Below are 24,351 nucleotides of genomic sequence, written 5' to 3'. Positions count from 1 at the left end.
CTCGCTCTCTCACAGTTCGCGCAGGGCGGGCAGCAGCTTCTGTTCGGCCCATTCCAGGTACGGCTCCTGGTGGTCGCCGCCGATCTGGACCAGGGCGACCTCGGTGAACCCCGCGTCGACGTAGGGGCGTACCGCCTCGACGACCGCCTGCACGTCGTCGCCGCACGGAATGGACTCGGCCACGTCCTCGGGCCGGACGAACCGGGTGGCGGATTCGAAGGCGGCGGGTCCGGGGAGTTCGGAGTTGACCGGCCAGCCGCCGCCGAACCAGCGGAACTGGTCGTGGGCGCGGGCGATCGCCGTGTCGCGGTCGGTGTCGTAACAGACCGGCAGCTGGCCGACCCTGGGCCTGCCCGTGCCGCCGTGCCGGTCGAACGCGTCGATCAGTTCCGGCCTGGGCTCGGTGGCGATCAGCAAGTCGGCGAGATGGCCGGCGAGTTCGCACGAACGGTCGCCGGAGACGGCCACACCGATCGGCGGGGGCGCGTCGGGCAGGTCCCACAACCTGGCGTTCTCCACGTCGAAGTGGGCGCCGTGGTGGTTGACGTTCTCGCCCGCGAAGAGTGCGCGGATGATCTCGACGGCCTCTTCCAGCCTCTCCAGCCGGACGTGCGCGGCGGGCCAACCACCGCCCACCACGTGCTCGTTGAGGTTCTCCCCGGACCCGAGTCCGAGGCGGAAGCGCCCCTGGGAGAGGAGTTGGACGGTGGCGGCCTTCTGGGCGACGACCGCCGGGTGGTAGCGGGCCGTCGGGCACGTCACGTACGTCATCAGGGGGATGCGTTCGGTGGCCTGCGCGGCCGCACCGAGCACGCTCCACGCGTAGGAGGCGTGGCCCTGGGACTCCAGCCAGGGAAAGTAGTGGTCGGATATGACCGAGAAGTCGAAACCGGCCCGCTCGGCACCCACCACATGGCCGACCAGCTCCCGCGGGCCCGCCTGCTCGGTCATCATCGTGTATCCGATCTGCACCATGGTCGCTCATCTCCTCGTGGTTGGACCCCACACGTACGGTCTCCGGCCCCGTCACCCCTTCGTCGCGAGCCGCAGGTCGACCTCCTTCTCCTGGTCACCCGACGCCGTGCCCGACCGGTGCACGGTGAACGCGGAACTCAGGGCTTCGAACAATTGATCGACAGCGAGGTAGTCGCCCTGCAAGGTGGCGGAGACCGAGCCCGCCAGGGGGACCGGAGCGGGCGGGTCCCACTCCTGCGTGGGTTCGAACTCCGCGCTCCACACGGTCGAGCGATCACCCGGCTGCTCCTCGGGCACGTCGTCGGCGGGACGGTCGGTGGGAAACGCGGTCCGCAGCACGCCGAAGACAGCGGCGGCGTCCTCCTCGGACGCTCCGGTGAGGGACACGGTGGCCATCGGGGCACTCTCCTTGGGTGGGACAGGACTCGTCACCCGTCACCGGACGGGCCGGTCACTGGCGCCGGTACGCGTACCCGTCTCGTGTCCTTTCAGGCGGACGAACCTCCGGGTCGCGTACTTCCCTCCCGGCGCGGCTCCGGAAGGGCCGTCCGTCCACGTGGCGTCAGGTCCGCTCCTTCTTGGGGAAGACGTACTCGTCGAGGACCAGGCCGACGGCGACGGCCGCCGGGATGGCGACCAGGGCGCCGATGATGCCGAGAAGCGCCCCGCCGACCAGCACCGCGAGAACGGTGACCAGCGGGTGGACGTCGACGGCGAACTTCATGGCCCGCGGCACGATGAGGTAGTCCTCGGCGACCCGGAAGACGACGTAGAAGACGGCCGTCGCGATCGCGACGGGGAGGGACACGGACAGGGCGACGAGGCTGACGACGACGCCGGCCAGGGTGGAGCCGACGATCGGGATCATGTCCATCAGCGCGGTGAAGATGCCCAGCGCGGCGGCATACGGGACACCGGTGGCCGCGCACCAGCCGAAGGTCGCCACGCCGGCGATCCCGGAGGTGACGAGGTTGCCGAGCATGAACTTGCCTATCCGGTTCATGATCTCTTCGGCCACGCCCTGGACGCGCTCGCGGTGGCTGACCGCCACGAAGCGGAAGCAGAACTGTTTGATGGCCGGCAGCGCCGCCATGCAGTACAGGGTCACCGTGATCACGATCACCGTGGAGGTGAGGGTGCTCAGGACCATCTGACCGGCGCCCAGAACCCCTCCGGCCAGACCGCTCCCTCCGCCTCCCGACCCGATCTGCTGCTTGGCCTTCTCCACCAGGTGGTAGCGGTCCTCCAGGCGTCCGATCGCCGACTGGTGGTCGTGGACCTGCTGCAACCAGCCCGGTACGGCGTCGACCAGCGCGGAGACCTCCTTGGTCACCGGCGGGATGACCAGAGCCAGGAACCCGCCGAGCACCACGACGAACCCCGTCAGCACGATGGCGACGGCCCAGCCGCGCCGCAGACCCCGGCGGGTGAACCAGAGGACGAGCGGTTCCAGGCTGATCGCGATGAACACGGCCAGCAACAGCAAGGTCAGCATCGAGCTGACCCGCATCACCGTCTGGACGGCCAGCCACGCCAGGCTCGCCCCCAGCCCCAGCCCGAACCCCACGGTCACCCACGACCGGCGACGACGCTCACGCACGTCCCCGTGAGACTCCTGGAGCTCGGACCGGGACGCCGGTACGCCCTCCGCGGAGCCCGCGCCAGGGTCCCGCGCGCGCGTCCCCTCGACAGCGCCGTGCTCCTCGCGAACGGCCCCGGGCTCGGACTGCGCAGACATCGCGACACCTCTCCTCGACTGCCTCGGACGGGCGTGGTACCACGGCGGGACACCTCGGGCCGCCGCTCGCGGTGCCGGGCGCGGGCAGCCGTGCTCGCCCTGTGCCGTCGCCCACGACCAGGTCGTTCAGGACGGGCCGGCGACACCGGCCCCGGGTACCCGGATGCTCCGCCGGTAAGAGCCCGTCGGCGCCGGCCGTTTCTGATGGCTCCGTGATCGTGTCTCGGGTCCGGCTGACCGCCGCGGTGACGGCCGGGGTGCCGTGCCGTCGAGGATGTGGTCGCGTGTGATGCCGCTTTGGATGTCGGCCGACGGGAGTTGGTGCTGCGGGTCGCCTTCTGGTTCGTCGGCCCCGGCGAACTCTGTGGGGCTGCCGAGCCTGGGCTGGTGCGCCGTCAGCTCTCGGTCTCGTCGGACGGGCCGGCGGCGGCGCGTTGGGGTGCCACCGTGTACTTCGGGTCCTCGGCCGAGGCGACTCCTGCCGCGAAGATGCCGAAACGGGTGCAGGCCGAGCCCGCGAGGAGGGCGAGGCCCGCGAGTCCGGCCGCGGGGCGGCTGCGGTGGCCGAGCACCAGGCCGGTGGCGGCGCCTGCCGCAGTGAGCAGGCGGGCGGTGCGCAGCAGGGTTCCGGCGCGGCCCTGGTGGTAGGTTTCCGCGACCATGCCGAGGCGCCGTTCGGCCGCCCGGGTCGCGGCCTCCTCGGCGCCGGCGGCGAGCACCGCGGCGCAGCGTGCGGGTGCCGACTCGTGCACCGGGCCGAGGAGCAGGGCCATGCCGGAGGCGGCGGCCGTGGCGGAGGCGGCGAACACGTAGGGCAGTTCACGGTGCGCGCCGTGCCAGGCGGGTACGGCGGTGTCCGCCGCGAGGACGGCGGTGTAGGAGGCGATCGCCGGTCCGAGCAGCGCCGCCGCCGCGGTCGCCGTGGCCCCGGCCCTGGGCAGCCGGCCGGTGACGGCGGTGATCGCGGCAGCGCCGGCCGCCGGTCCGTAACCGGCGAGGAGCCAGGAGCCCACGCTCATGGGGGAGGTGGGCTTGAGCACCCGGAGCATGTGGGGGAACCGGCTCGGCACCCCGAGATCGTGCACCAGCGCGGCGGCGGACAGTGAGACCGCGGCGAGGGAGGACACTTTCATCGCTGTGGCGGTCGACGTACGCCCGGTGAGCTGGGCGCCCGCCGCCAGCACGGAGCCCGCGCCGGCGAGCCCGCCCAGGAAGAAGTACCCGGCGATGTCCCGGGCGCCCCATGAGGGTGCCTTGATGACCGGACGCCCGTAGTACGACTCGAACTCGGCCCGGGGAACCATGAGTTGCTCCCCGTTGCGCTTACGGCGCCCCTGCCGGGTGCCCTGCCCGAGGCTGCTCTTGGAGTCGCTCATCGGGTGCCCTTCCCGCCCAGCACACCGGGCAGCGCGAAGGAGACGGCGAAGGCTCCGGCCAGGGAGAGGGCCGCCGCACCGGCGTGCTTCCACATCGTGGGGAGGTCGCGGGTGGTGACGACCGGGTTCGGGGGCAGCCCGTAGACCTCGGGTTCGTCGAGGAGCAGGAAGAACGCGCCGTCGCCGCCGACGCCGTCATCGGGCTCGTGGCCGTACAGCCGTGCGCCGTCCACGCCCGCCGCGTGCAGTTGGTCCACGCGCAGGGCGGCTCGTTCGCGCAGTTCGTCCAGCGGGCCGAACTGGATGGACTCGGTCGGGCAGGCTTTGGCGCAGGCGGGTTCCTGGCCGGCGCCGAGCCGGTCGTAGCACATGGTGCACTTGAACGCCCGCCCGTCATCGGGGCGTTGTTCGATGACGCCGTACGGGCAGGCGGGCACGCAGTAGCCGCAGCCGTTGCAGATGTCCTCCTGGACGACGACCGTGCCGAACTCGGTCCGGAAGAGGGAGCCGGTGGGGCAGACGTCGAGGCAGGCCGCGTGGGTGCAGTGTTTGCACACGTCGGACGACATCAGCCAGCGAAGTTCCCCGGGCTCGGCGGACGGCTCGGGCTCGGCTTCGGCCAGGGGAAGCCGGGTGCGTCCGTCCGGCGCCGGGACCTGCTGTTCGATGAAGGCGACATGGCGCCAGCTGGAGGCGCCGAGGCCCTGGGTGTTGTCGTAGCTCATGCCGGTGAGGGAGAGGCCGTCCTCCGGGATGGCGTTCCACTCCTTGCAGGCGACCTCGCAGGCCTTGCAGCCGATGCAGACGGAGGTGTCGGTGAAGAAGCCGACCCGGGGCGGGGGTTCGGGATGGCCTGCGTCGCGTGCGGGGTCGGGTTCGGCACCGCTGAGCAGGTGGCGGTCGGTCATTTCCGGGTCTCCGTCCCTGTACTGGCGGTGATGCCCGCCCGGCTGCGGTATTCGGCGACCAGCTTCGGCAGGTCGGGCCCGCGAGGGCGGCGGCCCGGGCGGATGTCGGCGGTCAGCGCCTTGTCCTCCTGGATATGGGCGTTGGGGTCCAGGGCGATGGCGACGAGTTCGTTGGCCGCGTCGCCGGTGGCCACTCCGTTGGGACCCCAGTGGAACGGCAGTCCGATCTGGTGGATGGTGCGGCCGTGCACCGTGAGGGGTGTGATCCGGGCGGTGACCATGACGCGGGCCTCGACGGCGTTGCGGGCCGTGACGATGGTGGCCCAGCCCAGGTGCTCGAGGCCGCGTTCGGCGGCCAGTTGGGGGGAGACCTCGCAGAAGAACTCCGGCTGGAGTTCGGAGAGATAGGACGACCAGCGGCTCATGCCGCCCGCCGTGAAGTGCTCGGTGAGGCGGTGTGTGGTGATGACGTACGGGAAGACCTCGGCACCCTTCTCGTCGCCGCTCGGGTGGTAGCGGTTGCCCTCCCGGGGCAGCAACTGCCGTACGGGGGAACGCGGTGTGGAGGGGTGGAGGGCGTTGGCGAAGGGCGAGTCCTGCGGTTCGTAGTGGGTCGGGAGCGGGCCGTCCTCCAAGCCCGCGGGCGCGTACAGCCAGCCCTTGCCGTCGGCCTGCATGATGAACGGGTCGTCGCCGCGCAGCGCGTCGGGTCCGGTCGCGTCCTCGTCCGGTACGAAGTCCGGGGCGCGGTCGGGTACGAAGTCCGGGACGTCGTACCCGGTCCACTTCCCCTCGGCCTCGTCCCACCAGACGTACGCCTTGCGCTCGCTCCACGGCGTGCCGTCCGGGGCGGCCGACGCCCGGTTGTAGAGGACGCGGCGGTTGGCGGGCCACGCCCAGGCCCATTCGGCGGCCACCCAGTCCTGTTCGCTGCCGGGCCGGCGGCGGGCGGCCTGGTTGACGCCGTCCGCGTACACCCCGCAGTAGATCCAGCAGCCGCACCTCGTCGAGCCGTCGTCCTTGAGTTCGGTGTACGCCGAGAGCGGCGCCCCGCCCGGGCCGTGGCCGTTGATCTCGGCGAGTACGGCGCCGGCGTCCGGTTCGGCCAGCGGGCCGTCGACGGGGTAGTCCCAGGTCAGATCCTGTACGGGCCGGTCCATCGGGTCGGTCGAGGCGGCCAGCCGCTCCTTGATACGGCGGCCCAGGTGGTACATGAACCACAGGTCGCTGCGGGCGTCGCCCTCGGGCTCGACGGCCGCGTGGTGCCACTGCAGCCAGCGGTTGGTGTTGGTGAACGAGCCGTTCTTCTCGGTGTGGGCGGCGGCCGGGAAGAAGAACACCTCGGTGCCGATGTCCTCGGTGCGCAGCTCGCCGGTCTCGATCTCCGGGCCGTCCTGCCACCAGGTCGCCGACTCGATGAGGGAGAAGTCGCGTACGACGAGCCACTCCAGGTTGGCCATGCCGAGCCGCTGGAGCCGAGTGTTCGCGGAGCCGACCGCGGGGTTCTCGCCCATCAGGAAGTAGCCCTTGCACACTCCGTCCAGCTGGGCCATCACCGTGTCGTAGGTGGAGTGGGAGCCGGTCAGGCGCGGCAGGTGGTCGAAGCAGAAGTCGTTGGCGGCGGTGGCCGCGTCGCCGTAGTACGCCTTCAGGAGGCTCACGAAGTAGGCCCGCATGTCGGCCCAGAAGCCCTTGTCGGTGCGGCTGGCCTTGATGAAGGCTTCCAGGTCCTCGTGCGCGTGGGCGTGCGGCATGGGGAGGTAGCCGGGCAGCAGGTTGTAGAGGGTGGGGATGTCGCTGGAGCCCTGGATGGAGGCGTGGCCGCGCAGGGCCTGGATGCCGCCGCCGGGGCGGCCGATGTTGCCGAGCAGCAGCTGGAGCACGCTCGCGGCGCGGATGTACTGGGCGCCGACCGAGTGCTGGGTCCAGCCGACCGCGTACACGAACGCGCTCGTCCGCTCGCGGCCCGAGTTCGCGGTCAGGTCCTCGCACACCTGGAGGAACTTCGCGCGCGGTACTCCGCAGACCTCCTCCACCAGCTCCGGGGTGTAGCGGGCGTAGTGGCGCTTGAGGACCTGGTAGACGCAGCGCGGATGTCGCAGGGTCTCGTCGCGTGGTGCCCGGCCCGCGGTGCGCGCCCCGCCCGAGCCGTGTGCCTCCGGGCCGCCCGAGCCGTGGACCCGCTCTTCGTACTGTTCGTCGACCTCGCCGGTGGGCTGCTGCACCTCGACGCCCTCGTACTGCCAGCTGGAGGGGTCGTAGTGGTGCTTGTCCTCGTCCAGCCCGGAGAAGACACCGTCGAGGTCCTCGGTGTCGCGGAAGTCCTCGCTCACCAGGGTGGCGGCGTTGGTGTAGGCGAGGACGTACTCGCGGAAGTCCTTCTCCTCGGTCAGGACGTGGTTGATGATCGCGCCGAGGAACGCGATGTCGCTGCCGGCCCGGATCGGGACGTGCAGGTCGGCCAGCGCGCTGGTGCGGGTGAACCGCGGGTCGACGTGGATGATCCGGGCGCCGCGCGCCTTGGCCTCCATCACCCACTGGAAGCCGACGGGGTGGGCCTCGGCGAAGTTGGAGCCCTGGATGACGATGCAGTCGGCGTGCTGGAGGTCCTGCATGAAGGTGGTGGCCCCGCCTCGCCCGAAGGAGGTGCCTAGCCCGGCGACCGTGGAGCTGTGGCAGACCCTGGCCTGGTTCTCCACCTGGACCACGCCGAGGCCGGTCAGCAGCTTCTTGATGAGGTAGTTCTCCTCGTTGTCGAGGGTCGCGCCGCCGAGACTGGCGATGCCGAGGGTGCGCGCGGTGCGCAGCCCCTCGGACTCCCACTCCCAGGTTTGGCGCCGCGTCTCGATGACCCGGTCGGCCACCATGTCCATGGCGGTCTCCAGGTCGAGGGGTTCCCAGTCGGCGGCGTACGGCCGCCGGTAGAGCACCTCGTGGCGGCGGGCCGGGCCGGTGGTGAGCTGCAGCGTGGCCGAACCCTTGGGACACAGGCGCCCTCGGCTGATGGGCGAATCCGGGTCGCCCTCGATCTGGACGACCTTGTCGTCCTTGACGTAGACCTGCTGCCCGCAGCCCACCGCGCAGTAGGGGCATACAGATCGCACCACCCTGTCGGCGGTGACCGTGCGCGGCCTGAGGTGCTGGGTGCGCGCCGACATGGCGGCCCGGCCCCGGCCCAGCGGGTCGGATGCGGTGAGCTGGCGGAAGGCGGGCCAGTCACTGATCCACGTACGCACACCCATGGTGTGTCCTTTCGGCGGCCGGAAAGCCCGGCGGCGTCGGCGGGTGTCACTCTCTGTCGTTCCCGGGAGGCTTCGGACGGTCGTTCCCGTGAGGCTTCGGACGGCGGTCGCTCACCGTGCATTTCCTCTCGCGGCCAGGCGTGGGTTCCGGCCCCGGGTACCCGCCGCCGGTGGGGCTACGCAGGGCCGACCGATGGGTACCGGACGATCTTGGCCGTTGCATGAGGCAACGGTCGCTCCACACGTCGGCCGGAGCCGGGCCGCCACGTCCGCCGGCGGGCGTACCCGGTGACGGCTCCCGTCCTGTGAAACCAGGGAGGGAGCCGTCAGGTGGTACCGGCGTGTGCCTTCAGCGGGTCACGCGTGTCGGTGCGAGCGTCGGTTTCCGGTGACGAGGCGGTGGAGAAGGAGCGGGGATCAGCCGCTCAGGCGGCTGCGCAGCATCGCCTTGCCCAGGTCCGCGCCCTTGCGGCTGTCGGCCTGTGCCTTGGTGAACAACTCGACGAGTTGCGCGTCCTTCTCCCGCTCGGCGTCCTTGATGTAGGTGTCCAGCCGCAGGACGTTCTCCATGCAGCTCTCGACGTACCAGAGGAGGTTGTAGTCCTTGTCGGCGGTTCCGGTGATCTTTCCGGTCTCCGTGGCGCTGGCCATCGTCGTCACTCCGTCCGTTGCGTTGAAGCGGGTGTCGATCCGCCGGTCTTGTCGGCCGGACTGCCCGAGTACCCCGCACGGACACGACGCACCACGGGCACCGGGTCACCATGGCGAGGCCACCCATCCGACGGTGCCCTTCGACGTGCGCTTCCTCCCGGCGCGTCTCTGCCCCAGGTCAGGCCCCGGATGGCGGCAGTGTGACGGTCTTGTGCTCGACGTACTGGGCCAGCCCGACCGCCCCGTACTCGCGGCCGATCCCACTCGCCTTGTAGCCGCCGAACGGGCCGTCGAAGGAGATGGCCGCGCCGTTGACGGTGACCGTGCCGGTCCGCAGCCGGCCGGCGACCTCCAGTGCGTGCGCCTCGTCGGCGGACCACACGCCGCCCGAGAGGCCGTACTCTGAGTCGTTGGCGATGCGTACGGCCTCGTCCTCGTCGTCGTAGGGGATGACCACGAGGACCGGGCCGAAGATCTCCTCCTGGGCGATCCGCATGGAGTTGTCGACGTCGGCGAACACGGTCGGGGTCACGTAGTTGCCGCTCTCCAGTCCCGGCGGGACCCCGGGGCCGCCGGTGACGAGCCGGGCCCCTTCCCTGATGCCGACCTCGATGTAGTCGCGCACGCGCTGCTGCTGGTCGCGGCGGATCATCGGGCCGATGAAGGTGTCGGGGTCGGCCGGGTCACCGACCTTGAGCGACTCCACGAGGTCCTTGAGGCCGGTGACGACCTCGTCGTACCGGCCGCGCGGCGCGAGGACGCGGGTCTGCGCGATGCACGACTCGCCGTTGTTGAGCAGGGAGGCGAACTTCAGCCCGCGCACCGCCCGGTCGACGTCGGCGTCCGGCAGGATGATCGCGGCCGACTTGCCGCCCAGCTCGAGGCTGACCCGCTTCAGCTGTTCGCCCGCGATGGCGGCGATCCTGCGCCCGGCCCGGGTCGAGCCGGTGAACGCGATCTTGTCGATGTCGCGGTGCGACACCAGGTACTCGCTGGTCTCCCGGTCGGCGGGCAGCACGCTGATCACCCCTTCGGGCAGACCGGCCCGCTCCAGCAGCTCGGCGAGGACGCCCATGCTCAGCGAGTTCTCCGGGGACACCTTCAGGACGACCGTGTTGCCGGCCAGCAGCGCCGGGATGATCTTCGCCATGGCCGCCGAGAACGGGGAGTTCCAGGGAATGACGGCCGCGACCACGCCGACGGGCTCACGCCGTACGACGGCGCGCACCGCGGAGCCGGACGCCGGCGTCTCCTCCCAGCCGAACTTCTCCGCGGCCGCGAGGTAGGCCTCGGCCTGCCGGGTGAGCCCCGGCTGCCCGGCCCTGGTGAACCAGGCGGCCGAGCCGTTCTCGGCCGAGATGAGGCCGGCGATCCGCTCGGCGTCGGCCTCGCGCAGCGCGTTCAGACGCCGGAGGACGGCGATGCGATCCGCCGGTGCCGTGCGCGGCCAGGGGCCGTCGTCGAAGGCGGCCCGGGCGGCGGCCACCGCGCGGTCGATGTCGGCCGGCCGGGCCTGGGCGGCACGGCCGATGACCGCCTGGTCGTGCGGCGACCGGATGTCGAGCAGTCCGGGGTCGCTGGGCGCCTGCCAGGATCCGGCGATGAAGAGACGGTCGTAAGTGATCATTTGCCCTCTCCCGAGGATGTCGAGCGAAGTTGCCGCGCTATCTGTCACTTCAATGTAGCACTTGTGAATGAGAGCAGCTCATCGATGAGTCATTAGATGAGTCAGACTCCACACCTCGGGCTATGCTCGGCGCGTGAGAGCAGACGCAGCACGCAACCTGGAAGCGGTTCTGACGACCGGGGCCCGTATGCTCGCCGCCGATCCGGCCGCGAGCATCGCCGCGATCGCCGCCGAGGCCGGCGTCGACCGGCGCACCGTCTACCGGCGGTTCGCGTCCCGCGAGGAGCTGCTGGCGGCCATCTACGAGGCGCGGTACGACGCGGTCGAGCGAGCCGTGGAGAACGCCAGGCTGCGTGCGGCTCCCGTCGCGGTGGCGCTGCACCGGTACGTCGAGGAGATCATCGGCGTCAACCGCAAGTGGCCGGTGGAGCTCGGCCGGCTGCGGGCCGACGACACGATCCGGGAGCGGCGCGACGCTCTGATCGCGGAGATCGACGACTTCCTGCGGCGCGCCACCGACGAGGGGCTGCTGCGCCCCGATCTCCCGCTCTCCTGGGCGAGTTCACTGCTGCCACAGCTGATGCATCTGGCCTCGCGGGAGTTGTCCGAGCTCAGCGCCGCGCAGGCCGCCGACGTGGTCGTCGACACCTTCCTGCACGGCCTCGGCCGACGGTGATCGCCACGGGTCTTGTGGTGCGCCCGTACGTCTGATTGGGTACCGCCCGGTAGAACGGGAGCAACCGACATGGATCAGGCGGCACGGCAGGACGTCCGAGGGGCGTTGCCCGAAGGGCTCGGGCAGGCGATACGGCAGGCCGGCGACGACATCGCGGCCGTACTGGACGGCGTGGCGGACACGGGTGTCGCCGTACCGGGGTCGCAGTGGACGGTCGGCGAGGCGGCGGCCCATCTGGCCCTGGCCAACGGGCTGATGGCCGACCTCGCTCTCGGCACGGAACGCCCTTACGGGGACGGCACACCGCAGAGCCTCGCGGCGGCCAACGCGGAGTCGCTGGCCGTGTTCGGGGAGCGCCGGGCCGAGCCGCTCGCGGCGATGATCACCGAGCAGGCCGCGCGCTGTGTCGACGCGCTGGCCACGACGGCGGACGGTCCTGCGCCGGTCACGCCGCTCGGCCGGATGGACCGGTCCGTCCTCGCCTCCTACCTGCTCACGCACATGCTGGGCCACGGTTACGATCTCGCCCGCGCGCTGCGGCGCCCGCACATGATCGACGCCGAACGGGTGGCGCTGTGCATGCCGTTCATGCTCTCGGTGATGCCGACCGTGGCGGACGCTGCGGCGGTCGCCGGGGTGAGCGCCCGCTACACGATCCGGCTGCGCGGTGGCGGCGGTGCCTTCGGCGTCACGCTCACCGAAGGCGCCGTACAGGTGGCGCCGGGGCCGCAGGACCGCCCGGACTGCACGATCCTCATCGATCCGGTCGCCTTCCTCCTCATCGCCCTCGGCCGCCGCAACCCGTGGCTGGCCATGGCCCGGGGCCAGATCCTCGCCACCGGCCGCAAGCCCTGGCTGGCCCCCCGCTTCCCCTCGCTCTTCGTCGCCCCCTGACCACCGCCTCGGCGATCCCCCGGCCGCCGGGCACACACCGCCTTTCCCGGTCCGCCCGGTCCGCCCGGACCGTCCCGCGGCATGCCGCCTTCGCCGGCTGACCCGGCGTACGCCCGACCGCACCCCGTTCGGCCCAACCCCGCTCGTCCAGAAGAGGCGAGCGGGCGTGACCGATGTGACCGTGGTGGAAGGTATGGGCCCGCGCACGGATCCGAGGAGGCTGCATGGCCGAGGGACTGGTCGACGGCAGAGGGCCCCGCACTGCCCTCACGGACGGCCCGAAGTGGTCTCCTGAGCGGTCCGGGCGGGTCTTCGGACAGCTGAGCGCCGTCGCCGATGCCGTCCTCTACGAGGGCTACCTTCTCTACCCCTATCGGCGGTCCTCGCCGAAGAATCGTGCCCGCTGGCAGTTCGGGGTCCTCTTCCCCAGGGACTGGGTGGAGGCCGACGGCCCGGTCAGCCCGGGCGTGTCGGGTTCGGCGGACTCCTGGTACCAGCAGACGGAATGCCTGGTGCGGGTGGACCGGCCGGACGCGGTCCTGCGGGTGCGGGTGCGGTACCTGCAGATGCAGCACAAGCAGGTCGAGGACGCCGAGCGGCGCCCGGTCGAGTCGCTGACGTGCGACGACGGAACCGTGCAGCTGACCTTCGAGGAGGCGGTGCCGCGCGCGGCGGACCTCACGGTCCCCCTCACCGAGGGCGAGCACAGCTTCCCGGTGGGCTCCCCCGCCGGCGCCGACACGGAGGCACTGCCCTCCGGAGCCGGGCGGATCGTCAGGCGCCGGGAGGAACTCCGGGCGACCACCACGGTCATGGCCGAGCGGTTCGGCGAGGGACTCGTGCGGCTCCGGGTGCGCACCGCGCACGACGGACAGCCGACCGATGCGCACGCCCCGCGCGACCGGGCGCTGCGCCACGCCCTCATCGCCACCCACACCCTGCTCGGCGCCGAGGGCGCGGAGTTCGTCTCCCTGATCGACCCCGGCCCGGACCTCCAGGAGGCCGCCCGGAGATGCCGCAACGACTTCACGTTCCCGGTGCTCGGCGGCCCGCCTCCCGCCGACGCCCCCGCCGACGGCTCGGTCTCCGCCCTGCTGCTCTCCTCGCCGATCATCCTGCCCGACCACCCGCAGGTGGCCCCGGAGAGCCCCGGGGACCTGCACGACGCCGGGGAGATCGACGAGATCCTCACCCTGCGCACCATGTTGCTGACGGACGAGGAGAAGCGGGAGGCCCGCGCCACCGACCCGCGGGCCGCCGAGATCCTCGACCGCGTCGACACCATGCCGCCGGAGGTCTTCGGGCGGCTGCACGGCGCGATCCGTTCGCTGAAGCCGGCCGCCGGCCGTCCCGCATGGTGGCAGGAGGGCGCCGACGAGGGGCTCTCCCCGGCCACCGACACCGTCCTGGTCGACGGTGTGCGGGTCGGCGGCGGCAGCGCGGTGCGGCTGCGCCCGCGCCGCCGGGGCGCCGACGCCCAGGACATGTTCCTCGCCGGGCGGACCGCCACCGTGGCCGCCGTCTTCCACGACGTGGACGGCAGCACCCATCTCGCCGTCACGGTCGACGACGATCCGGCGGCCGAACTGCACGGCTGGTACGGCCGTTTCCACTACTTCCGGCCCGACGAAGTCGAGCCGCTCGGGGGCACCGACGTCCCGGACCCAGCGGCGGCACAAGAGCCGCCCGCGGGACTCACTCCATCGGAGGCCTAGCGTATGAGCACCAAGAACGGCACGACCGCCGTCGGCGGCGAACCCAGCGAAACCCGCGAACACCAGGGGTTCGACGAGATCACCATCCTGTGGATCTCCGAGGGCATGAGCTGCGACGGCGACACCGTCTCCGTGACCGCGGCGGACCAGCCCTCCATCGAGGACCTGGTCCTCGGCCTGATCCCGGGCATCCCGAAGGTCAACCTGGTCAACAAGGTGCTGTCGCCGAGCCTGGGCGGCGAGGACTTCCTCGCGCCGTACCGGAAGGCGGCACGGGGCGAGCTGGAGCCGTTCATCCTCGTCATCGAGGGCTCGATCCCGAACCAGAACATCATCGAGGGCGAGGGCTACTGGACGTCCTTCGGCAACGACCCGGAGACCGGCCAGCCGCAGACCCTCAACGACTGGATCGACCAACTGGCGCCCAAGGCCTGGGCGGTGGTGGCCATCGGCACCTGTGCCACCTTCGGCGGCATCCATGCGATGGCCGGCAACCCGACCGGTTCGATGGGCCTCGCGGACTACCTGGGCTGGGACTACAAGTCGCAGGGCGGCCTGCCCGTGGTGAACATTCCGGGCTGCCCGGTGCAGCCGGAGAACTTCATGGAGACCCTGGTCTGGGTGCTCTACCACGCCGCCGGCACCGCTCCCCCGCCCCCGCTGGACCACATGCTGCGTCCGCAGTGGCTGTTCGGGCGCACGGTGCACGAGGGCTGCGACCGAGGCTCGTACTACGAGCAGGCGTCCTTCGCGATGGACTACAACTCCCCCAAGTGCCTGGTGAAGACCGGCTGCTGGGGTCCGGTCGTGAACTGCAACGTGCCCAAGCGGGGCTGGATGGCCGGCGTCGGCGGCTGCCCCAACGTCGGCGGTATCTGCATCGGCTGCACCATGCCGGGCTTCCCCGACGCCTTCATGCCGTTCATGGACGAGCCACCCGGCGGCACCCTCTCGTCGCTGGCCATCAAGCCGTACGGCGCGGTCATCCGCCGCCTGCGCGGCTTCACCAACGACCTGGTCAACCACGAGCCCAAGTGGCGCCACAACAAGCGCAAGCTCACCAGCGGGTACGCCCCGCGCTGGCGGCCCTGACACGCCAGAGTCCTCCCGCCCCACATCCCCCCACAGCAAAGGCCAGCGACGCTGATGACAACCGAGGCCCGGCAGAAAGGGCGAAAGCCCGCGCAGATCGTCGACATGTCCTGGGATCCGATCACCCGGATCATCGGAAACCTGGGCATCTACACGAAGATCGACTTCGCCAACCGGGAGGTGACGGAGTGTCACAGCACCTCCTCCCTCTTCCGCGGCTACTCCGTCTTCATGAAGGGGAAGGACCCGCGCGACGCGGGCTTCATCACCTCGCGGATCTGCGGTATCTGCGGCGACAACCACACCACCTGCTCCGACTACGCCCAGCAGATGGCGTACGGGGTGAAGCCGCCGCCGCTGGCCGAGCACATCGTCAACCTCGGCGAGGCGGCCGAGTACATGTTCGACCACACGATCTTCCAGGACAACCTGGTCTTCGTGGACTTCTGCGAGCAGATGGTCAAGGCCACCAACCCGAGCGTCCTGGCCCGCGCGCAGAAGACCGCGGCGCCGCGCGGTGACATCCACGGGTACCGGACCATCGCGGACATCATGAAGGCCTTCAACCCCTTCGAGGGCGAGGTCTACAAGGAGGCCCTGAAGGTCTCCCGGACCACCCGCGAGATGTTCTGCCTGATGGAGGGCCGGCACGTCCACCCCTCCACGCTGTATCCGGGCGGTGTGGGCACCATGCCGTCGCCGACCGTGTTCACCGACTACCTCAGCCGGCTGATGCACGTCATCGACTTCGTGAAGAAGGCCGTCGCCATGAACGACGACGTCTTCGACTTCTTCTACGAGGCGCTGCCCGGCTACGAGGAGGTCGGCAAGCGCCGTATCCTGCTCGGCTGCTGGGGTGCCTGGCAGGACCCGAAGGTCGTCGACTACCGCTACGAGAACATGGACCGCTGGGGCAAGGCGATGTACGTCACCCCCGGCATCGTGGTCGACGGCGAACTGGTCACCAACAACCTGGTCGACATCAACCTGGGCCTCCGGATCATGCTGGGCAGTTCGTTCTACGAGGACTGGGTGAACGAGGACCCGTTCGTCACCCACGACCCGCTGGGCAACCCCGTCGACATGCGCCACCCGTGGAACCAGACCACCCTTCCGGTGCCGCAGAAGCGGGACTTCGACGCCAACTACAGCTGGGTGATGAGCCCGCGCTGGTTCGACCAGCGCACCGGCGACCACCTGGCCCTCGACACCGGCGGCGGCCCGCTGGCCCGGCTCTGGTCGACCGCGCTGAGCGGCATCGTCGACACGCCGTACATCAAGGCCACCGGCAACAGCGTGCGGATCTCGCTGCCCAAGGGCGAGAGCCTGCCGGAGACCACCCTGGAGTGGAAGATCCCGAAGTGGTCGAACACCCTCGAACGCGACCGTGCCCGGCCGTACTTCGTCGCCTACGCGGCGGCCATGGCCCTGCAGTTCCTGGACGAGGCGATGGGCCTGGTGCGGTCCGGCGACACCAAGGTGTTCGAGGACTTCGAGGTGCCGGACGAGGCGATCGGCTGCGGCTTCCACGAGGCCGTGCGCGGGGTCCTCTCCCACCATCTGGTGATCAAGGACAAGAAGATCGCCAACTACCACCCGTACCCGCCGACCCCGTGGAACGCCAGCCCCCGGGACAAGTTCGGCACGCCCGGTCCCTACGAGGACGCCGTCCAGGGCCAGCCGATCTTCGAGGAGAACGGCCCGGACGACTTCAAGGGCGTCGACATCATGCGGACGGTCCGCAGCTTCGACCCGTGTCTGCCGTGCGGTGTCCACATGTACACGGGCAAGGGCAAGACGCTGAGCGTCACACACTCGCCGACGTACGGGGCGGACCATGGCTGACCCCGGGCGGCTCGACGCCCCGGCGGTCGAGGCCCGGCTCGCCCGCCTCGACTCACTGCTCGAGGGGCTGGAGTCCGCGCCCGGGCCCACCGGCGGCTCGGCCGTGGAGGCGGTTCGCCTGCTGACCGAGGTCTACGGCGAGGCACTCGCCCGCGTCCTGGACGGCGCGGACGCGGCCCTGGCCGAGCGACTCTCCGGCGACGAACTCCTCGACCACCTCCTGGTCCTGCACGACATCCACCCCGACTCGCCCGAGAGCCGGGCGGCCCGCGCGGTCGAACGGCTGCGCCCCGCCGTGCGGGAGCGCGGCGGTGACGTCGAGTGGGCCGGTGTGGAGGGCCAGGTGGGCCGGGTGCGGCTGACCACGGGCGGCGGTTGCGGGTCCGGGTGCGGCGGAGGTACTACGGAGGTGGCCGACGTGGTCCGGGAGGCGGTGCTCGCCGCGGCCCCCGAGCTGACCGACGTGCAGCCGGTGCCCGAGGACCCGGCTCCCGCCTTCGTCCCCCTGGACTCCCTGCGCCGGCCACAGGAGGCCCGGTGAGCACCGACGGAGCCCTGGCCCGCCTCATCCGCTCCGCCGCCGACCACCGGCCGGCCGCGGAGGCGGAGGTGTGCGACCTGTGCGCCGCCCCGGTGCCCGAGAAGCATCCGCATCTGTACGACACCGGGCAGGGCGAGGTCCGCTGTGCCTGCCGTCCCTGCTCGGTGCTGTTCCCCGGAAAGCCGGGACAGGGCACCGGCGAGGCCCAGTTCCGGCTGATCCCGACCCGCCGGGTCCGGCTCCCCAAGGTCGACACCGCGGCTCTCGGGGTCCCGGTCGGACTGGTCTTCTTCGTACCGCGCGCCGACGGCTCGGTCACCGCCGAGGGGCCGAGCCCGGCGGGTGCCATGCGCTGGGAGGTGGACGCGGCGGCCTGGCAGCGGGCGGTCGCCGGCAGCCCGCCCCTGGCCGGCATGGCGCCCGACGTCGAGGCGCTGCTGGTCAACACCGTCCACGGCCTGGACCACCACTGGATCGCACCGGTCGACGACTGCTTCCGGATGCTCGCCGTGGTCCGCCGGGAATGGCGCGGCCTGTCCGGTGGCGGCCGGATGTGGCCGGCCGTGGAGCGTTTCTTCGAGGAGCTCACCGAGCGCCCTTGAGGAACGGCAACACAGGAAGGAGAAACCCCATGGGAAGCATCCGAGTCGGCCGCCCCCAGGCGAAGCCCGACACCCCGACCCACGTGCCCGGTATGCACCAGGGCAACGAGGGGCCGCACACCACCCAGACCGGGCACCACCCGGACGGCACCGCCGACGCGCGGCGCTCCACCGGCATCCACTGGAAGCGGCACGACACCCTGCTGGACGTCATGCCGAACATCCCACCCGGATGAAACAGAACAGGGAGTTCCCCACATGAAGGTCCAGCGAAAGAGAACCGGAACGGCGGCCCAGCGCGTGCTGACCGCCGAGATCGCCGTCGTGGGCACCCTCGCCCTGGCGCTGTTCGTCATGGAACTGCCCTCGATCATGCGCGAGATGAAGATCTGGCGGATCGCGGGCGGTCTGCGCGCCGGTCACCGGTATCCGTGAGGCGGTCGTGCACGAACTGTCGATCGCGAGCGCGATCGTGGAGCAGGCCGGCGCATGGGCCCGGGAGGACGGGACGGACACCGTCTCGGCGGTGTCCGTCCGGGTCGGCGAACTGTCCGGGGTGGTACCCGACGCGCTGACCTTCGCCTTCGAGGTGGCCCGGGACGGCACCGCGCTGGCGGCGGCGGACCTCGTGGTCGAGCAGGTGCCCGCGCTGGCCTGGTGCGACCCGTGCGCGGAGGAGTTCGCGGTGGGCATGCCGCCGTTCTTCTGGTGCCCGCGCTGCGACCGGCCCTGCCCCGAACTGCGCAGCGGCCGGGAACTGGAGATCACCGCCGTCGAGTGACCTCGCCGGTACCCGCAACGACAGGGGTACCGGCGAGGTCCTCGCTCCGATCCGCTTGGCCTCCACCGGCCTCGCCTGGATCTGCCTCGACCTGATCAGCAGATCCGCGGCAGCTGTTCTCCCAGGGGCAGGTCCACGACCCGGGTGCCGCCGAGTCCGGTGGCCACCACGACCATCCCGGGGTGGTCGGCCACGCACTCGCCGATCCGGGTCGCGCCGGCCCCCTGCGGATGGGCGCGCATCGCCTCCAGGACGGCATCGGCCTCCGTCGGCGGTACGAAGGCGACGAGCCGGCCCTCGTTGGCGACGTAGAGCGGGTCGAGCCCGAGGAACCCGCAGGCGTTGGCGACCGCGTCCGGGACGGGGACGGCCCGCTCGGTCAGCCGTACCCCCGTGCCCGAGGCGCGGGCGATCTCGTTCAGCGAGGCGGCCAGGCCACCGCGCGTCGGGTCGCGCAGGACGTGGATGTCCGGCGTGACGTCCAGCATGGTGGCGACCAGGTCGGCGAGCGACGCGGTGTCGCTGGCGATCTCCACGCCGAACTCCAGCCCCTCGCGGACGCTCAGTACGGCGACCCCGTGCAGTCCGATCGGTCCGCTGACGATGACCGCGTCGCCGGGCCGGGCCCGCTGCGGCCGGATGTCCACCCCCTCGGGCACCAGGCCGACCCCGGCGGTGGTGACGTACACCCCGTCCCCGTGCCCGGCCTCGACCACCTTGGTGTCGCCGGTGGCGATGGTGACGCCGGCCGTCTCGGCCGCCGCGCCCATGGCCCGCGCGACACGTTCGACGACGGCCAGTTCCACTCCCTCCTCCAGGACGAACGCGGCGGAGAGGTAGGCGGGCCGGGCGCCGCTCATCGCCAGGTCGTTGACCGTGCCGTTGACGGCGAGGTCACCGAGACAGCCGCCGGGGAAGAACAGCGGCCGTACGACGTAGGAGTCGGTGGAGAACGCCAGCCGGGCGCCGCCGAGCTGGACGACGGCCGAGTCGGTCATCCCGGCGAGCAGCGCGTTGCCGTAGGCGGGGACGAAGACCTGCTCGATCAGTTCGGCGGAGAGGGCGCCGCCTCCGCCGTGGCCCATCACCACGACCGGCTGGTCGCGGATCGGCGCCGGACAGCTCCAGTTCGCCGGGTCGGCGACGGTCTGCTCAGCCAACGGGGTTCATCTCCTCGCGCGGGAGCGCCGGTTCGGACATCCGGCGGTAGAGGTAGTAGGCGGCGCAGGCGCCCTCGCTGGAGACCATGGTGGCGCCGAGCGGGGTGCGCGGGGTGCAGCGGGTGCCGAAGGCCGCGCACTCGGTGGGCTTGATGAGCCCTTGGAGGACCTCACCGGCCCGGCACTCGGCCGGTTCCTCGGTGCGGATGCCGGTGACCTCGAAGCGGTGCTCGGCGTCGTACGCCCGGTAGGCCTCGCTGAGCCGCCAGCCGCTGGCCGGGATGGGGCCGATGCCCCGCCAGGAGCGGTCGGTGACCTCGAAGACCTCCTCGATCATGCGGATGGCCGCCGGGTTGCCGTCCTCACGCACGGCGCGGGCGTAGGCGTTCTCCACCCGGTGCTCGCCGCGCTCCAGCTGAAGGACGGTACGGCGGATGCCCTCCAGGATGTCGAGCGGTTCGAAGCCGGTGACGACGACGGGGACCCGGTGGCGTGCGGCCAGCTCCGGGTACTCGGTCATGCCCATCACGCTGCACACGTGCCCGGCGGCCAGGAAGCCCTGCACCCGGCAGCTGGGGGCGGTCATGATGGCCTCGATGGCCGGGGGGACCCGCACATGGGAGACCAGCAGGCTGAAGTTGGTCAGGCCGAGGCGCTTGGCCTGGTGGACGGCCATGGCGTTGGCGGGGGCGGTGGTCTCGAAGCCGATGGCGAAGAACACCACCTGCCGGTCCGGGTGCCGCTGGGCGAGCTTCAGCGCGTCGAGCGGCGAGTACACCACGCGGACGTCACCGCCCTCGCCCTTGACCCGGAACAGGTCCCGGTCGGTGCCGGGCACCCGCAGCATGTCGCCGAAGGAGCAGAAGATCACCCCGGGGCGGGCGGCGATCTCCAGCGCCTTGTCGATGCACTCCAGCGGGGTCACACAGACCGGGCACCCCGGGCCGTGGATCAACTCCACCTCCTCGGGGAGGAGTTGGTCGATGCCGTGCCGGATGATCGAGTGGGTCTGGCCGCCGCAGACCTCCATCAGGGCCCAGGGCCGGGTGACGACGGACCTGATCCCGTCCAGCAGCCGGCGGGCCAGCTGGGGGTCGTTGAACTCGTCGAGATACTTCACCGGGCCTCGTTCCCCTCTGCCTGCCGGGCCGCCTGCTGCCAGGCGTCGCCGAACTCCTCCTCCAGCAGCCCCAGTTCCTCGAAGAGCTGGAGGGAGGCCAGGGCCGACTCCTCGTCGAGCCGCTGGAGGGCGAAGCCCACGTGGACGATGACGTACTCACCGACGCGGACGTCGGACACGTACTCCAGACACGCCTGCTTCTGTACACCGCCGAAGTCGATCAGGCCGGTGAGCGGATCGGCCGTGTCGTCGATGCTCACGACTCTGCCGGGCACTGCCAAACACATGGGTCACTCCGTCTCGTCGCCGACTGCCGTATGCGGGCCGTCGTGGGGTGGTTGTCCGTGGGCCGCGACCATCAGCTGCCCGAGCGCCAGCCCGCCGTCGTTCGGCGGGACTTCGCGGTGCCGGACGACGGTGAACCCGTGGCCGTGCAGCAGGTCGGAACCGGCCTGCTCCAGAAGGGCGTTGGCGAAGACGCCGCCGGTGAGGGCGACGGTGGTCAGGCCGGTGGCCCGGCGGGCCGCCCGGCAGAGCTCCAGGACCGCCCGGGCGACACCGCGGTGGAAGCGGGCCGCGATCACCGGTACCGGGGTGCCGCGCCGCAGGTCGGTGACGATCGCGCGCAGTGTCGGGGCCGGGTCGAAGCGGTCGCCGAAGGGGTACGCGGCCGTGTCGTGGTCCCAGGCCAGGCAGGCCTGCGCCTCCAGTTCCAGGGCGGCCTGCGCCTCGTACCCGGCTCGGTGGCACACGCCCGCGAGGGACGACACCGCGTCGAAGAACCGGCCCATGCTGGAGGTGGCCACGCAGCCGACCTGGCTTGGCAACTGCCGTGCCAGCAACCTGAGTTCCTCGCGCGAGCAGGCGGCGACGCTGGGCAGGTCCGCATCCCAGGGCAGGCCGGCCGCCCACAGCCGGGCCAGTGCCATCCGGCACGGGTTGGCGACTCCCGCGTCGCCGCCGGGGAGCGGGGCCGGGGCGAGGTGGGCGAGGCGCCGGTAGCCGGCGTAGTCGGCGACGAGCACCTCGCCGCCCCAGACGGTGCCGTCGTCGCCGTACCCGGTGCCGTCGAAGGCGACGCCGATGACCGGTGTGGTGCCGTCGAGGCCGGCTTCTGCCATGGCGGCGGCGACATGGGCGTGGTGGTGCTGGACGAACACCGGCTTCTTCACGGGCAGTTGGGCGGCCCGGCGGCGCGCCCAGGCGGACGAGTGGTAGCCGGGGTGGCGGTCGGCGGCGACCAGTTCGGGGCGGACTCCGGTGAGCCGGTGCAGCTGCCGTTCCGCGCGGACGGCGGCCTCCAGCGTCGCCAGGTCGCCCATGTCGCCGATGTGCGGACCGAGCCAGGCCAGTCCGTCCTCGCCGACGCACAGTGCGTTCTTGAGGTCGCCGCCCACCGCGAGCGCGGGCCGCACCGGGACGGGCAGGGTCAGCGGTCCTGGCACATATCCACGGGAGCGGCGCAGGACCTGTTCGGTGCCGTCGGCGCGCACCCGCAGCAGGGAGTCGTCGCAGGGCGAGGCGATGGGCCGGTCGTGGGCGAGCCAGGCGTCGGCCAGTCCGAACAGCCGGGTCAGCGCCTCGTCGTCGTTCGTGACGATCGGCTCGCCCGAGCGGTTGCCGCTGGTCATCACCAGCACGCGGGGGCCGGGCGGGTCGCCGGGGAGGCCGAACAGGAGGGTGTGCACGGGGGTGTAGGGCAGCATCACGCCGAGGTGCGGGCTGCCGGGGCAGACTCCGGCCGCCAGCCGTACGCCGGCGCGGGAGCGGAGCAGGACGACGGGGCGCCGGGGGCCGGTGAGCGCGGCCCGTTCGGCGGCGCCGACCACGGCGATCCGCTCCACCTCCGCCAGGTCCGCGCACATCACGGCGAACGGCTTGTCCCCGCGTGCCTTGCGGGTGCGCAGGGTGTCGACGGCCCGGGCGTCGCCGGCGTCGCAGGCCAGGTGGTAGCCGCCGATGCCCTTGACGGCGACGATCCGGCCGGCCGCGAGCAGCTCTCGCGCCTGTGAGAGGGCGTCGCCATCGCGAGCGGCCCTCACTCCGCTGCCCGCGGCGGGGAGCAGCCGCAGCCGGGGCCCGCAGTCCGGGCAGGCCACCGGCTGGGCGTGGAAGCGGCGGTCGGCCGGGGCGCCGTACTCCAGGGCGCAGCCGGCGCACAGCGGGAAGCCGGACATGGTGGTGACCGCGCGGTCGTAGGGCATGCCGGTGGCGATCGTGAAGCGGGGGCCGCAGTGGGTGCAGGTGATGAAGGCGTGCCGGTGTCTGCGGTCGGCCGGGTCGGCCAGCTCCCGCAGGCAGTCGGCGCAGGTCGCGGTGTCGGGCGGGAGCAGGGTGCGGCCCGGGGAGGAGTCCTCGGTGACGCGGATGGTGAAGTCGGCGTCCGCCCCGGTGACGGGGACCTCCTCGACGGCGACGGCGGTCACGGTGGCCAGCGGCGGCGGCTCGGTGGCGAGCAGCTCGCAGAACCGCTCGACGGCGCTGGCCGCTCCCTCGACCTCGATGAACACGCCGTTCGCCGTGTTGCCGACGAACCCGGTGAGCGTGAGACCGGCGGCGAGGCGGTGGACGTGCGGGCGGAAGCCGACGCCCTGCACGGTTCCCCGCACGGTGACGCGCCGGCGGACGGTCGTCGCCGTGGTGGGGGCCGTCACGAGGCGCTGGGCGCGTGGAGGTGACCGTGCGGGTGCGGGGCGAGGGGCGGCCGGTGCGCGGGAGCACCGTCCCGTACGGCGAGCACCCGGTCCAGGACCGTGTCGACGCCCTCGCCGGTGCGGGCGCAGGAGCGGACGATCTCCACCCCGGGGTTGACGCGCCGGACCTGGTCGGCGAAGGCGGTCTCGTCGAAGCCGGCCGGCCCGGCGAGGTCGGTCTTGGTCAGCACGACGAGGTGGGCGGAGCCGAAGGCGGTGGGGTACTTCGAGGGCTTGTCCTCGCCCTCGGTCACCGCCATCAGCACGATCCGCAGCTGTTCACCTAGGTCGTAGGAGGCCGGGCAGACGAGATTGCCGACGTTCTCCACGAACAGCAGCGCGGTGTCCGGCGGCAGCCAGCCCTCCAGGTGGCCGCGTACCTGCCGGGCCTCCAGGTGGCACAGCCCGTCGGTGAGCAGCTGTTTCACCGGCGCTCCGGAACGGGCCAGCCGCCTGGCGTCGTTCTCGGTGGCGAGGTCGGCGGTGAAGGCGGCGACGGGCACGTCCCGCTCCAGGGCCCGGGCCAGCACCCGGCCGAGCAGTTCGGTCTTGCCGCTGCCGGGGCTGGAGAGCAGGTTCACCACGCTCACCCCGCGCGCGGCCAGGTCGTCGCGCAGGCTGGCGGCCAAGCCGTCGTTCCTGGCCAGGACGGCCCGGGTGACCTCCTCGGACTGACACATGGGTGCTCCTCGATCGTTGAGTTCCGGAAGAACCG

23 protein-coding genes are annotated in these 24,351 nt (G+C 71.8%); 10 read left to right on the top strand and 13 right to left on the bottom strand.

Annotation, left to right across the window (positions count from 1 at the left end):
* Positions 1–9: 9 nt before the first annotated feature.
* The 8 genes from ACWDGI_RS09505 to ACWDGI_RS09470 form a co-directional block, all read right to left on the bottom strand.
* A complete protein-coding gene (locus ACWDGI_RS09505; protein ID WP_450757047.1) occupies positions 10–975 on the bottom strand; it encodes an LLM class F420-dependent oxidoreductase in 966 nt (321 codons plus the stop codon).
* A 51-nt stretch (positions 976–1,026) separates the two neighbouring features.
* Positions 1,027–1,371 (bottom strand): hypothetical protein, encoded by a 345-nt coding sequence (locus ACWDGI_RS09500; protein WP_450757045.1) that lies wholly within the window; start codon positions 1,369–1,371, stop codon positions 1,027–1,029.
* A 166-nt stretch (positions 1,372–1,537) separates the two neighbouring features.
* The gene (locus tag ACWDGI_RS09495; protein WP_450757043.1) at positions 1,538–2,575 is read right to left on the bottom strand and encodes an AI-2E family transporter; all 1,038 of its coding nucleotides are present in this window, start codon (positions 2,573–2,575) and stop codon (positions 1,538–1,540) included.
* A 533-nt stretch (positions 2,576–3,108) separates the two neighbouring features.
* Positions 3,109–4,089 (bottom strand): NrfD/PsrC family molybdoenzyme membrane anchor subunit, encoded by a 981-nt coding sequence (gene nrfD / locus ACWDGI_RS09490; RefSeq protein ID WP_450757041.1) that lies wholly within the window; start codon positions 4,087–4,089, stop codon positions 3,109–3,111.
* On the bottom strand, positions 4,086–4,997 hold the full coding sequence (locus tag ACWDGI_RS09485; protein WP_450757039.1) for a 4Fe-4S dicluster domain-containing protein: 912 nt from the start codon (positions 4,995–4,997) through the stop codon (positions 4,086–4,088). Before ACWDGI_RS09485 ends, nrfD begins: the two co-directional genes overlap by 4 nt.
* A complete protein-coding gene (gene fdh, locus ACWDGI_RS09480) occupies positions 4,994–8,239 on the bottom strand; it encodes a formate dehydrogenase (protein ID WP_450757037.1) in 3,246 nt (1,081 codons plus the stop codon). Before fdh ends, ACWDGI_RS09485 begins: the two co-directional genes overlap by 4 nt.
* A 417-nt stretch (positions 8,240–8,656) precedes the next feature.
* A complete protein-coding gene (locus ACWDGI_RS09475; RefSeq protein WP_450757036.1) occupies positions 8,657–8,890 on the bottom strand; it encodes a hypothetical protein in 234 nt (77 codons plus the stop codon).
* A gap of 178 nt (positions 8,891–9,068) precedes the next feature.
* Entirely contained in the window at positions 9,069–10,517 is a 1,449-nt protein-coding gene (locus ACWDGI_RS09470; protein ID WP_450757034.1) for an aldehyde dehydrogenase, read from the bottom strand.
* 187 nt (positions 10,518–10,704) lie between these two features.
* Here ACWDGI_RS09470 and ACWDGI_RS09465 point away from each other — a divergent pair, with 187 nt between their 5' ends.
* The 10 genes from ACWDGI_RS09465 to hypA all read left to right on the top strand — a co-directional run bounded on the left by ACWDGI_RS09465 (position 10,705) and on the right by hypA (position 18,663).
* Entirely contained in the window at positions 10,705–11,193 is a 489-nt protein-coding gene (locus tag ACWDGI_RS09465) for a TetR/AcrR family transcriptional regulator (protein WP_450757468.1), read from the top strand.
* A 69-nt stretch (positions 11,194–11,262) separates the two neighbouring features.
* Positions 11,263–12,087 carry a maleylpyruvate isomerase family mycothiol-dependent enzyme gene (locus ACWDGI_RS09460; protein ID WP_450757032.1) on the top strand — a complete coding sequence of 275 codons (825 nt, stop codon included), beginning with the start codon at positions 11,263–11,265 and terminating at the stop codon, positions 12,085–12,087.
* 224 nt (positions 12,088–12,311) lie between these two features.
* Complete coding sequence (locus tag ACWDGI_RS09455) at positions 12,312–13,802, top strand: hypothetical protein (protein ID WP_450757030.1); 1,491 nt, start codon at positions 12,312–12,314, stop codon at positions 13,800–13,802.
* A gap of 3 nt (positions 13,803–13,805) precedes the next feature.
* Positions 13,806–14,894: an NADH-quinone oxidoreductase subunit B family protein gene (locus tag ACWDGI_RS09450; RefSeq protein ID WP_450757028.1), complete on the top strand. Its 1,089-nt coding sequence runs from the start codon at positions 13,806–13,808 to the stop codon at positions 14,892–14,894.
* Between the two features lie 51 nt (positions 14,895–14,945).
* Positions 14,946–16,739 (top strand): nickel-dependent hydrogenase large subunit, encoded by a 1,794-nt coding sequence (locus tag ACWDGI_RS09445; RefSeq protein WP_450757466.1) that lies wholly within the window; start codon positions 14,946–14,948, stop codon positions 16,737–16,739.
* On the top strand, positions 16,732–17,280 hold the full coding sequence (locus ACWDGI_RS09440; RefSeq protein WP_450757027.1) for a NifU family protein: 549 nt from the start codon (positions 16,732–16,734) through the stop codon (positions 17,278–17,280). Before ACWDGI_RS09445 ends, ACWDGI_RS09440 begins: the two co-directional genes overlap by 8 nt.
* On the top strand, positions 17,277–17,882 hold the full coding sequence (locus tag ACWDGI_RS09435) for a DUF5947 family protein (RefSeq protein ID WP_450757025.1): 606 nt from the start codon (positions 17,277–17,279) through the stop codon (positions 17,880–17,882). Before ACWDGI_RS09440 ends, ACWDGI_RS09435 begins: the two co-directional genes overlap by 4 nt.
* Positions 17,883–17,911: 29 nt before the next feature.
* Entirely contained in the window at positions 17,912–18,118 is a 207-nt protein-coding gene (locus ACWDGI_RS09430; RefSeq protein WP_450757023.1) for a hypothetical protein, read from the top strand.
* 22 nt (positions 18,119–18,140) lie between these two features.
* Positions 18,141–18,317, top strand: a complete 177-nt coding sequence (locus ACWDGI_RS09425; protein WP_450757021.1) for a hypothetical protein — start codon at positions 18,141–18,143, stop codon at positions 18,315–18,317.
* Positions 18,318–18,324: 7 nt separating this feature from the next.
* On the top strand, positions 18,325–18,663 hold the full coding sequence (hypA, locus tag ACWDGI_RS09420) for a hydrogenase maturation nickel metallochaperone HypA (RefSeq protein ID WP_450757019.1): 339 nt from the start codon (positions 18,325–18,327) through the stop codon (positions 18,661–18,663).
* A 95-nt stretch (positions 18,664–18,758) separates the two neighbouring features.
* On the opposite strand, the gene hypE is transcribed toward hypA, so the two are convergent.
* The 5 genes from hypE to hypB all read right to left on the bottom strand — a co-directional run bounded on the left by hypE (position 18,759) and on the right by hypB (position 24,316).
* Positions 18,759–19,748, bottom strand: coding sequence for a hydrogenase expression/formation protein HypE (hypE, locus tag ACWDGI_RS09415; RefSeq protein ID WP_450757465.1), 990 nt, complete (start codon positions 19,746–19,748; stop codon positions 18,759–18,761).
* Positions 19,749–19,815: 67 nt separating this feature from the next.
* Positions 19,816–20,943, bottom strand: coding sequence for a hydrogenase formation protein HypD (gene hypD, locus ACWDGI_RS09410; RefSeq protein ID WP_450757017.1), 1,128 nt, complete (start codon positions 20,941–20,943; stop codon positions 19,816–19,818).
* A complete protein-coding gene (locus ACWDGI_RS09405; protein WP_351696557.1) occupies positions 20,940–21,230 on the bottom strand; it encodes a HypC/HybG/HupF family hydrogenase formation chaperone in 291 nt (96 codons plus the stop codon). Before ACWDGI_RS09405 ends, hypD begins: the two co-directional genes overlap by 4 nt.
* 3 nt (positions 21,231–21,233) lie before the next feature.
* The gene (gene hypF / locus ACWDGI_RS09400) at positions 21,234–23,597 is read right to left on the bottom strand and encodes a carbamoyltransferase HypF (RefSeq protein WP_450757014.1); all 2,364 of its coding nucleotides are present in this window, start codon (positions 23,595–23,597) and stop codon (positions 21,234–21,236) included.
* Positions 23,594–24,316 carry a hydrogenase nickel incorporation protein HypB gene (gene hypB, locus ACWDGI_RS09395; RefSeq protein WP_450757012.1) on the bottom strand — a complete coding sequence of 241 codons (723 nt, stop codon included), beginning with the start codon at positions 24,314–24,316 and terminating at the stop codon, positions 23,594–23,596. The genes hypF and hypB overlap by 4 nt, the downstream gene beginning before the upstream one ends.
* Positions 24,317–24,351: the final 35 nt, after the last annotated feature.

It is taken from the genome of Streptomyces sp. NPDC001220, from assembly GCF_053597895.1.
Note: the sequence above shows the minus strand (reverse complement) of the source record. Positions and strands in the feature narration are given on the sequence as shown.

What these genes read in the sequence shown, in the direction of transcription:
- ACWDGI_RS09505 (WP_450757047.1), bottom strand. Translation starts at nt 975, where the DNA reads ATGGTGCAGATCGGATACACGATGATGACCGAGCAGGCGGGCCCGCGG.
- ACWDGI_RS09500 (WP_450757045.1), bottom strand. Translation starts at nt 1,371, where the DNA reads ATGGCCACCGTGTCCCTCACCGGAGCGTCCGAGGAGGACGCCGCCGCT.
- nrfD (WP_450757041.1), bottom strand. Translation starts at nt 4,089, where the DNA reads ATGAGCGACTCCAAGAGCAGCCTCGGGCAGGGCACCCGGCAGGGGCGC.
- ACWDGI_RS09485 (WP_450757039.1), bottom strand. Translation starts at nt 4,997, where the DNA reads ATGACCGACCGCCACCTGCTCAGCGGTGCCGAACCCGACCCCGCACGC.
- fdh (WP_450757037.1), bottom strand. Translation starts at nt 8,239, where the DNA reads ATGGGTGTGCGTACGTGGATCAGTGACTGGCCCGCCTTCCGCCAGCTC.
- ACWDGI_RS09475 (WP_450757036.1), bottom strand. Translation starts at nt 8,890, where the DNA reads ATGGCCAGCGCCACGGAGACCGGAAAGATCACCGGAACCGCCGACAAG.
- ACWDGI_RS09470 (WP_450757034.1), bottom strand. Translation starts at nt 10,517, where the DNA reads ATGATCACTTACGACCGTCTCTTCATCGCCGGATCCTGGCAGGCGCCC.
- ACWDGI_RS09465 (WP_450757468.1), top strand. Translation starts at nt 10,705, where the DNA reads ATGCTCGCCGCCGATCCGGCCGCGAGCATCGCCGCGATCGCCGCCGAG.
- ACWDGI_RS09460 (WP_450757032.1), top strand. Translation starts at nt 11,263, where the DNA reads ATGGATCAGGCGGCACGGCAGGACGTCCGAGGGGCGTTGCCCGAAGGG.
- ACWDGI_RS09455 (WP_450757030.1), top strand. Translation starts at nt 12,312, where the DNA reads ATGGCCGAGGGACTGGTCGACGGCAGAGGGCCCCGCACTGCCCTCACG.
- ACWDGI_RS09450 (WP_450757028.1), top strand. Translation starts at nt 13,806, where the DNA reads ATGAGCACCAAGAACGGCACGACCGCCGTCGGCGGCGAACCCAGCGAA.
- ACWDGI_RS09440 (WP_450757027.1), top strand. Translation starts at nt 16,732, where the DNA reads ATGGCTGACCCCGGGCGGCTCGACGCCCCGGCGGTCGAGGCCCGGCTC.
- ACWDGI_RS09430 (WP_450757023.1), top strand. Translation starts at nt 17,912, where the DNA reads ATGGGAAGCATCCGAGTCGGCCGCCCCCAGGCGAAGCCCGACACCCCG.
- ACWDGI_RS09425 (WP_450757021.1), top strand. Translation starts at nt 18,141, where the DNA reads ATGAAGGTCCAGCGAAAGAGAACCGGAACGGCGGCCCAGCGCGTGCTG.
- hypE (WP_450757465.1), bottom strand. Translation starts at nt 19,748, where the DNA reads ATGGGCCACGGCGGAGGCGGCGCCCTCTCCGCCGAACTGATCGAGCAG.
- ACWDGI_RS09405 (WP_351696557.1), bottom strand. Translation starts at nt 21,230, where the DNA reads ATGTGTTTGGCAGTGCCCGGCAGAGTCGTGAGCATCGACGACACGGCC.
- hypB (WP_450757012.1), bottom strand. Translation starts at nt 24,316, where the DNA reads ATGTGTCAGTCCGAGGAGGTCACCCGGGCCGTCCTGGCCAGGAACGAC.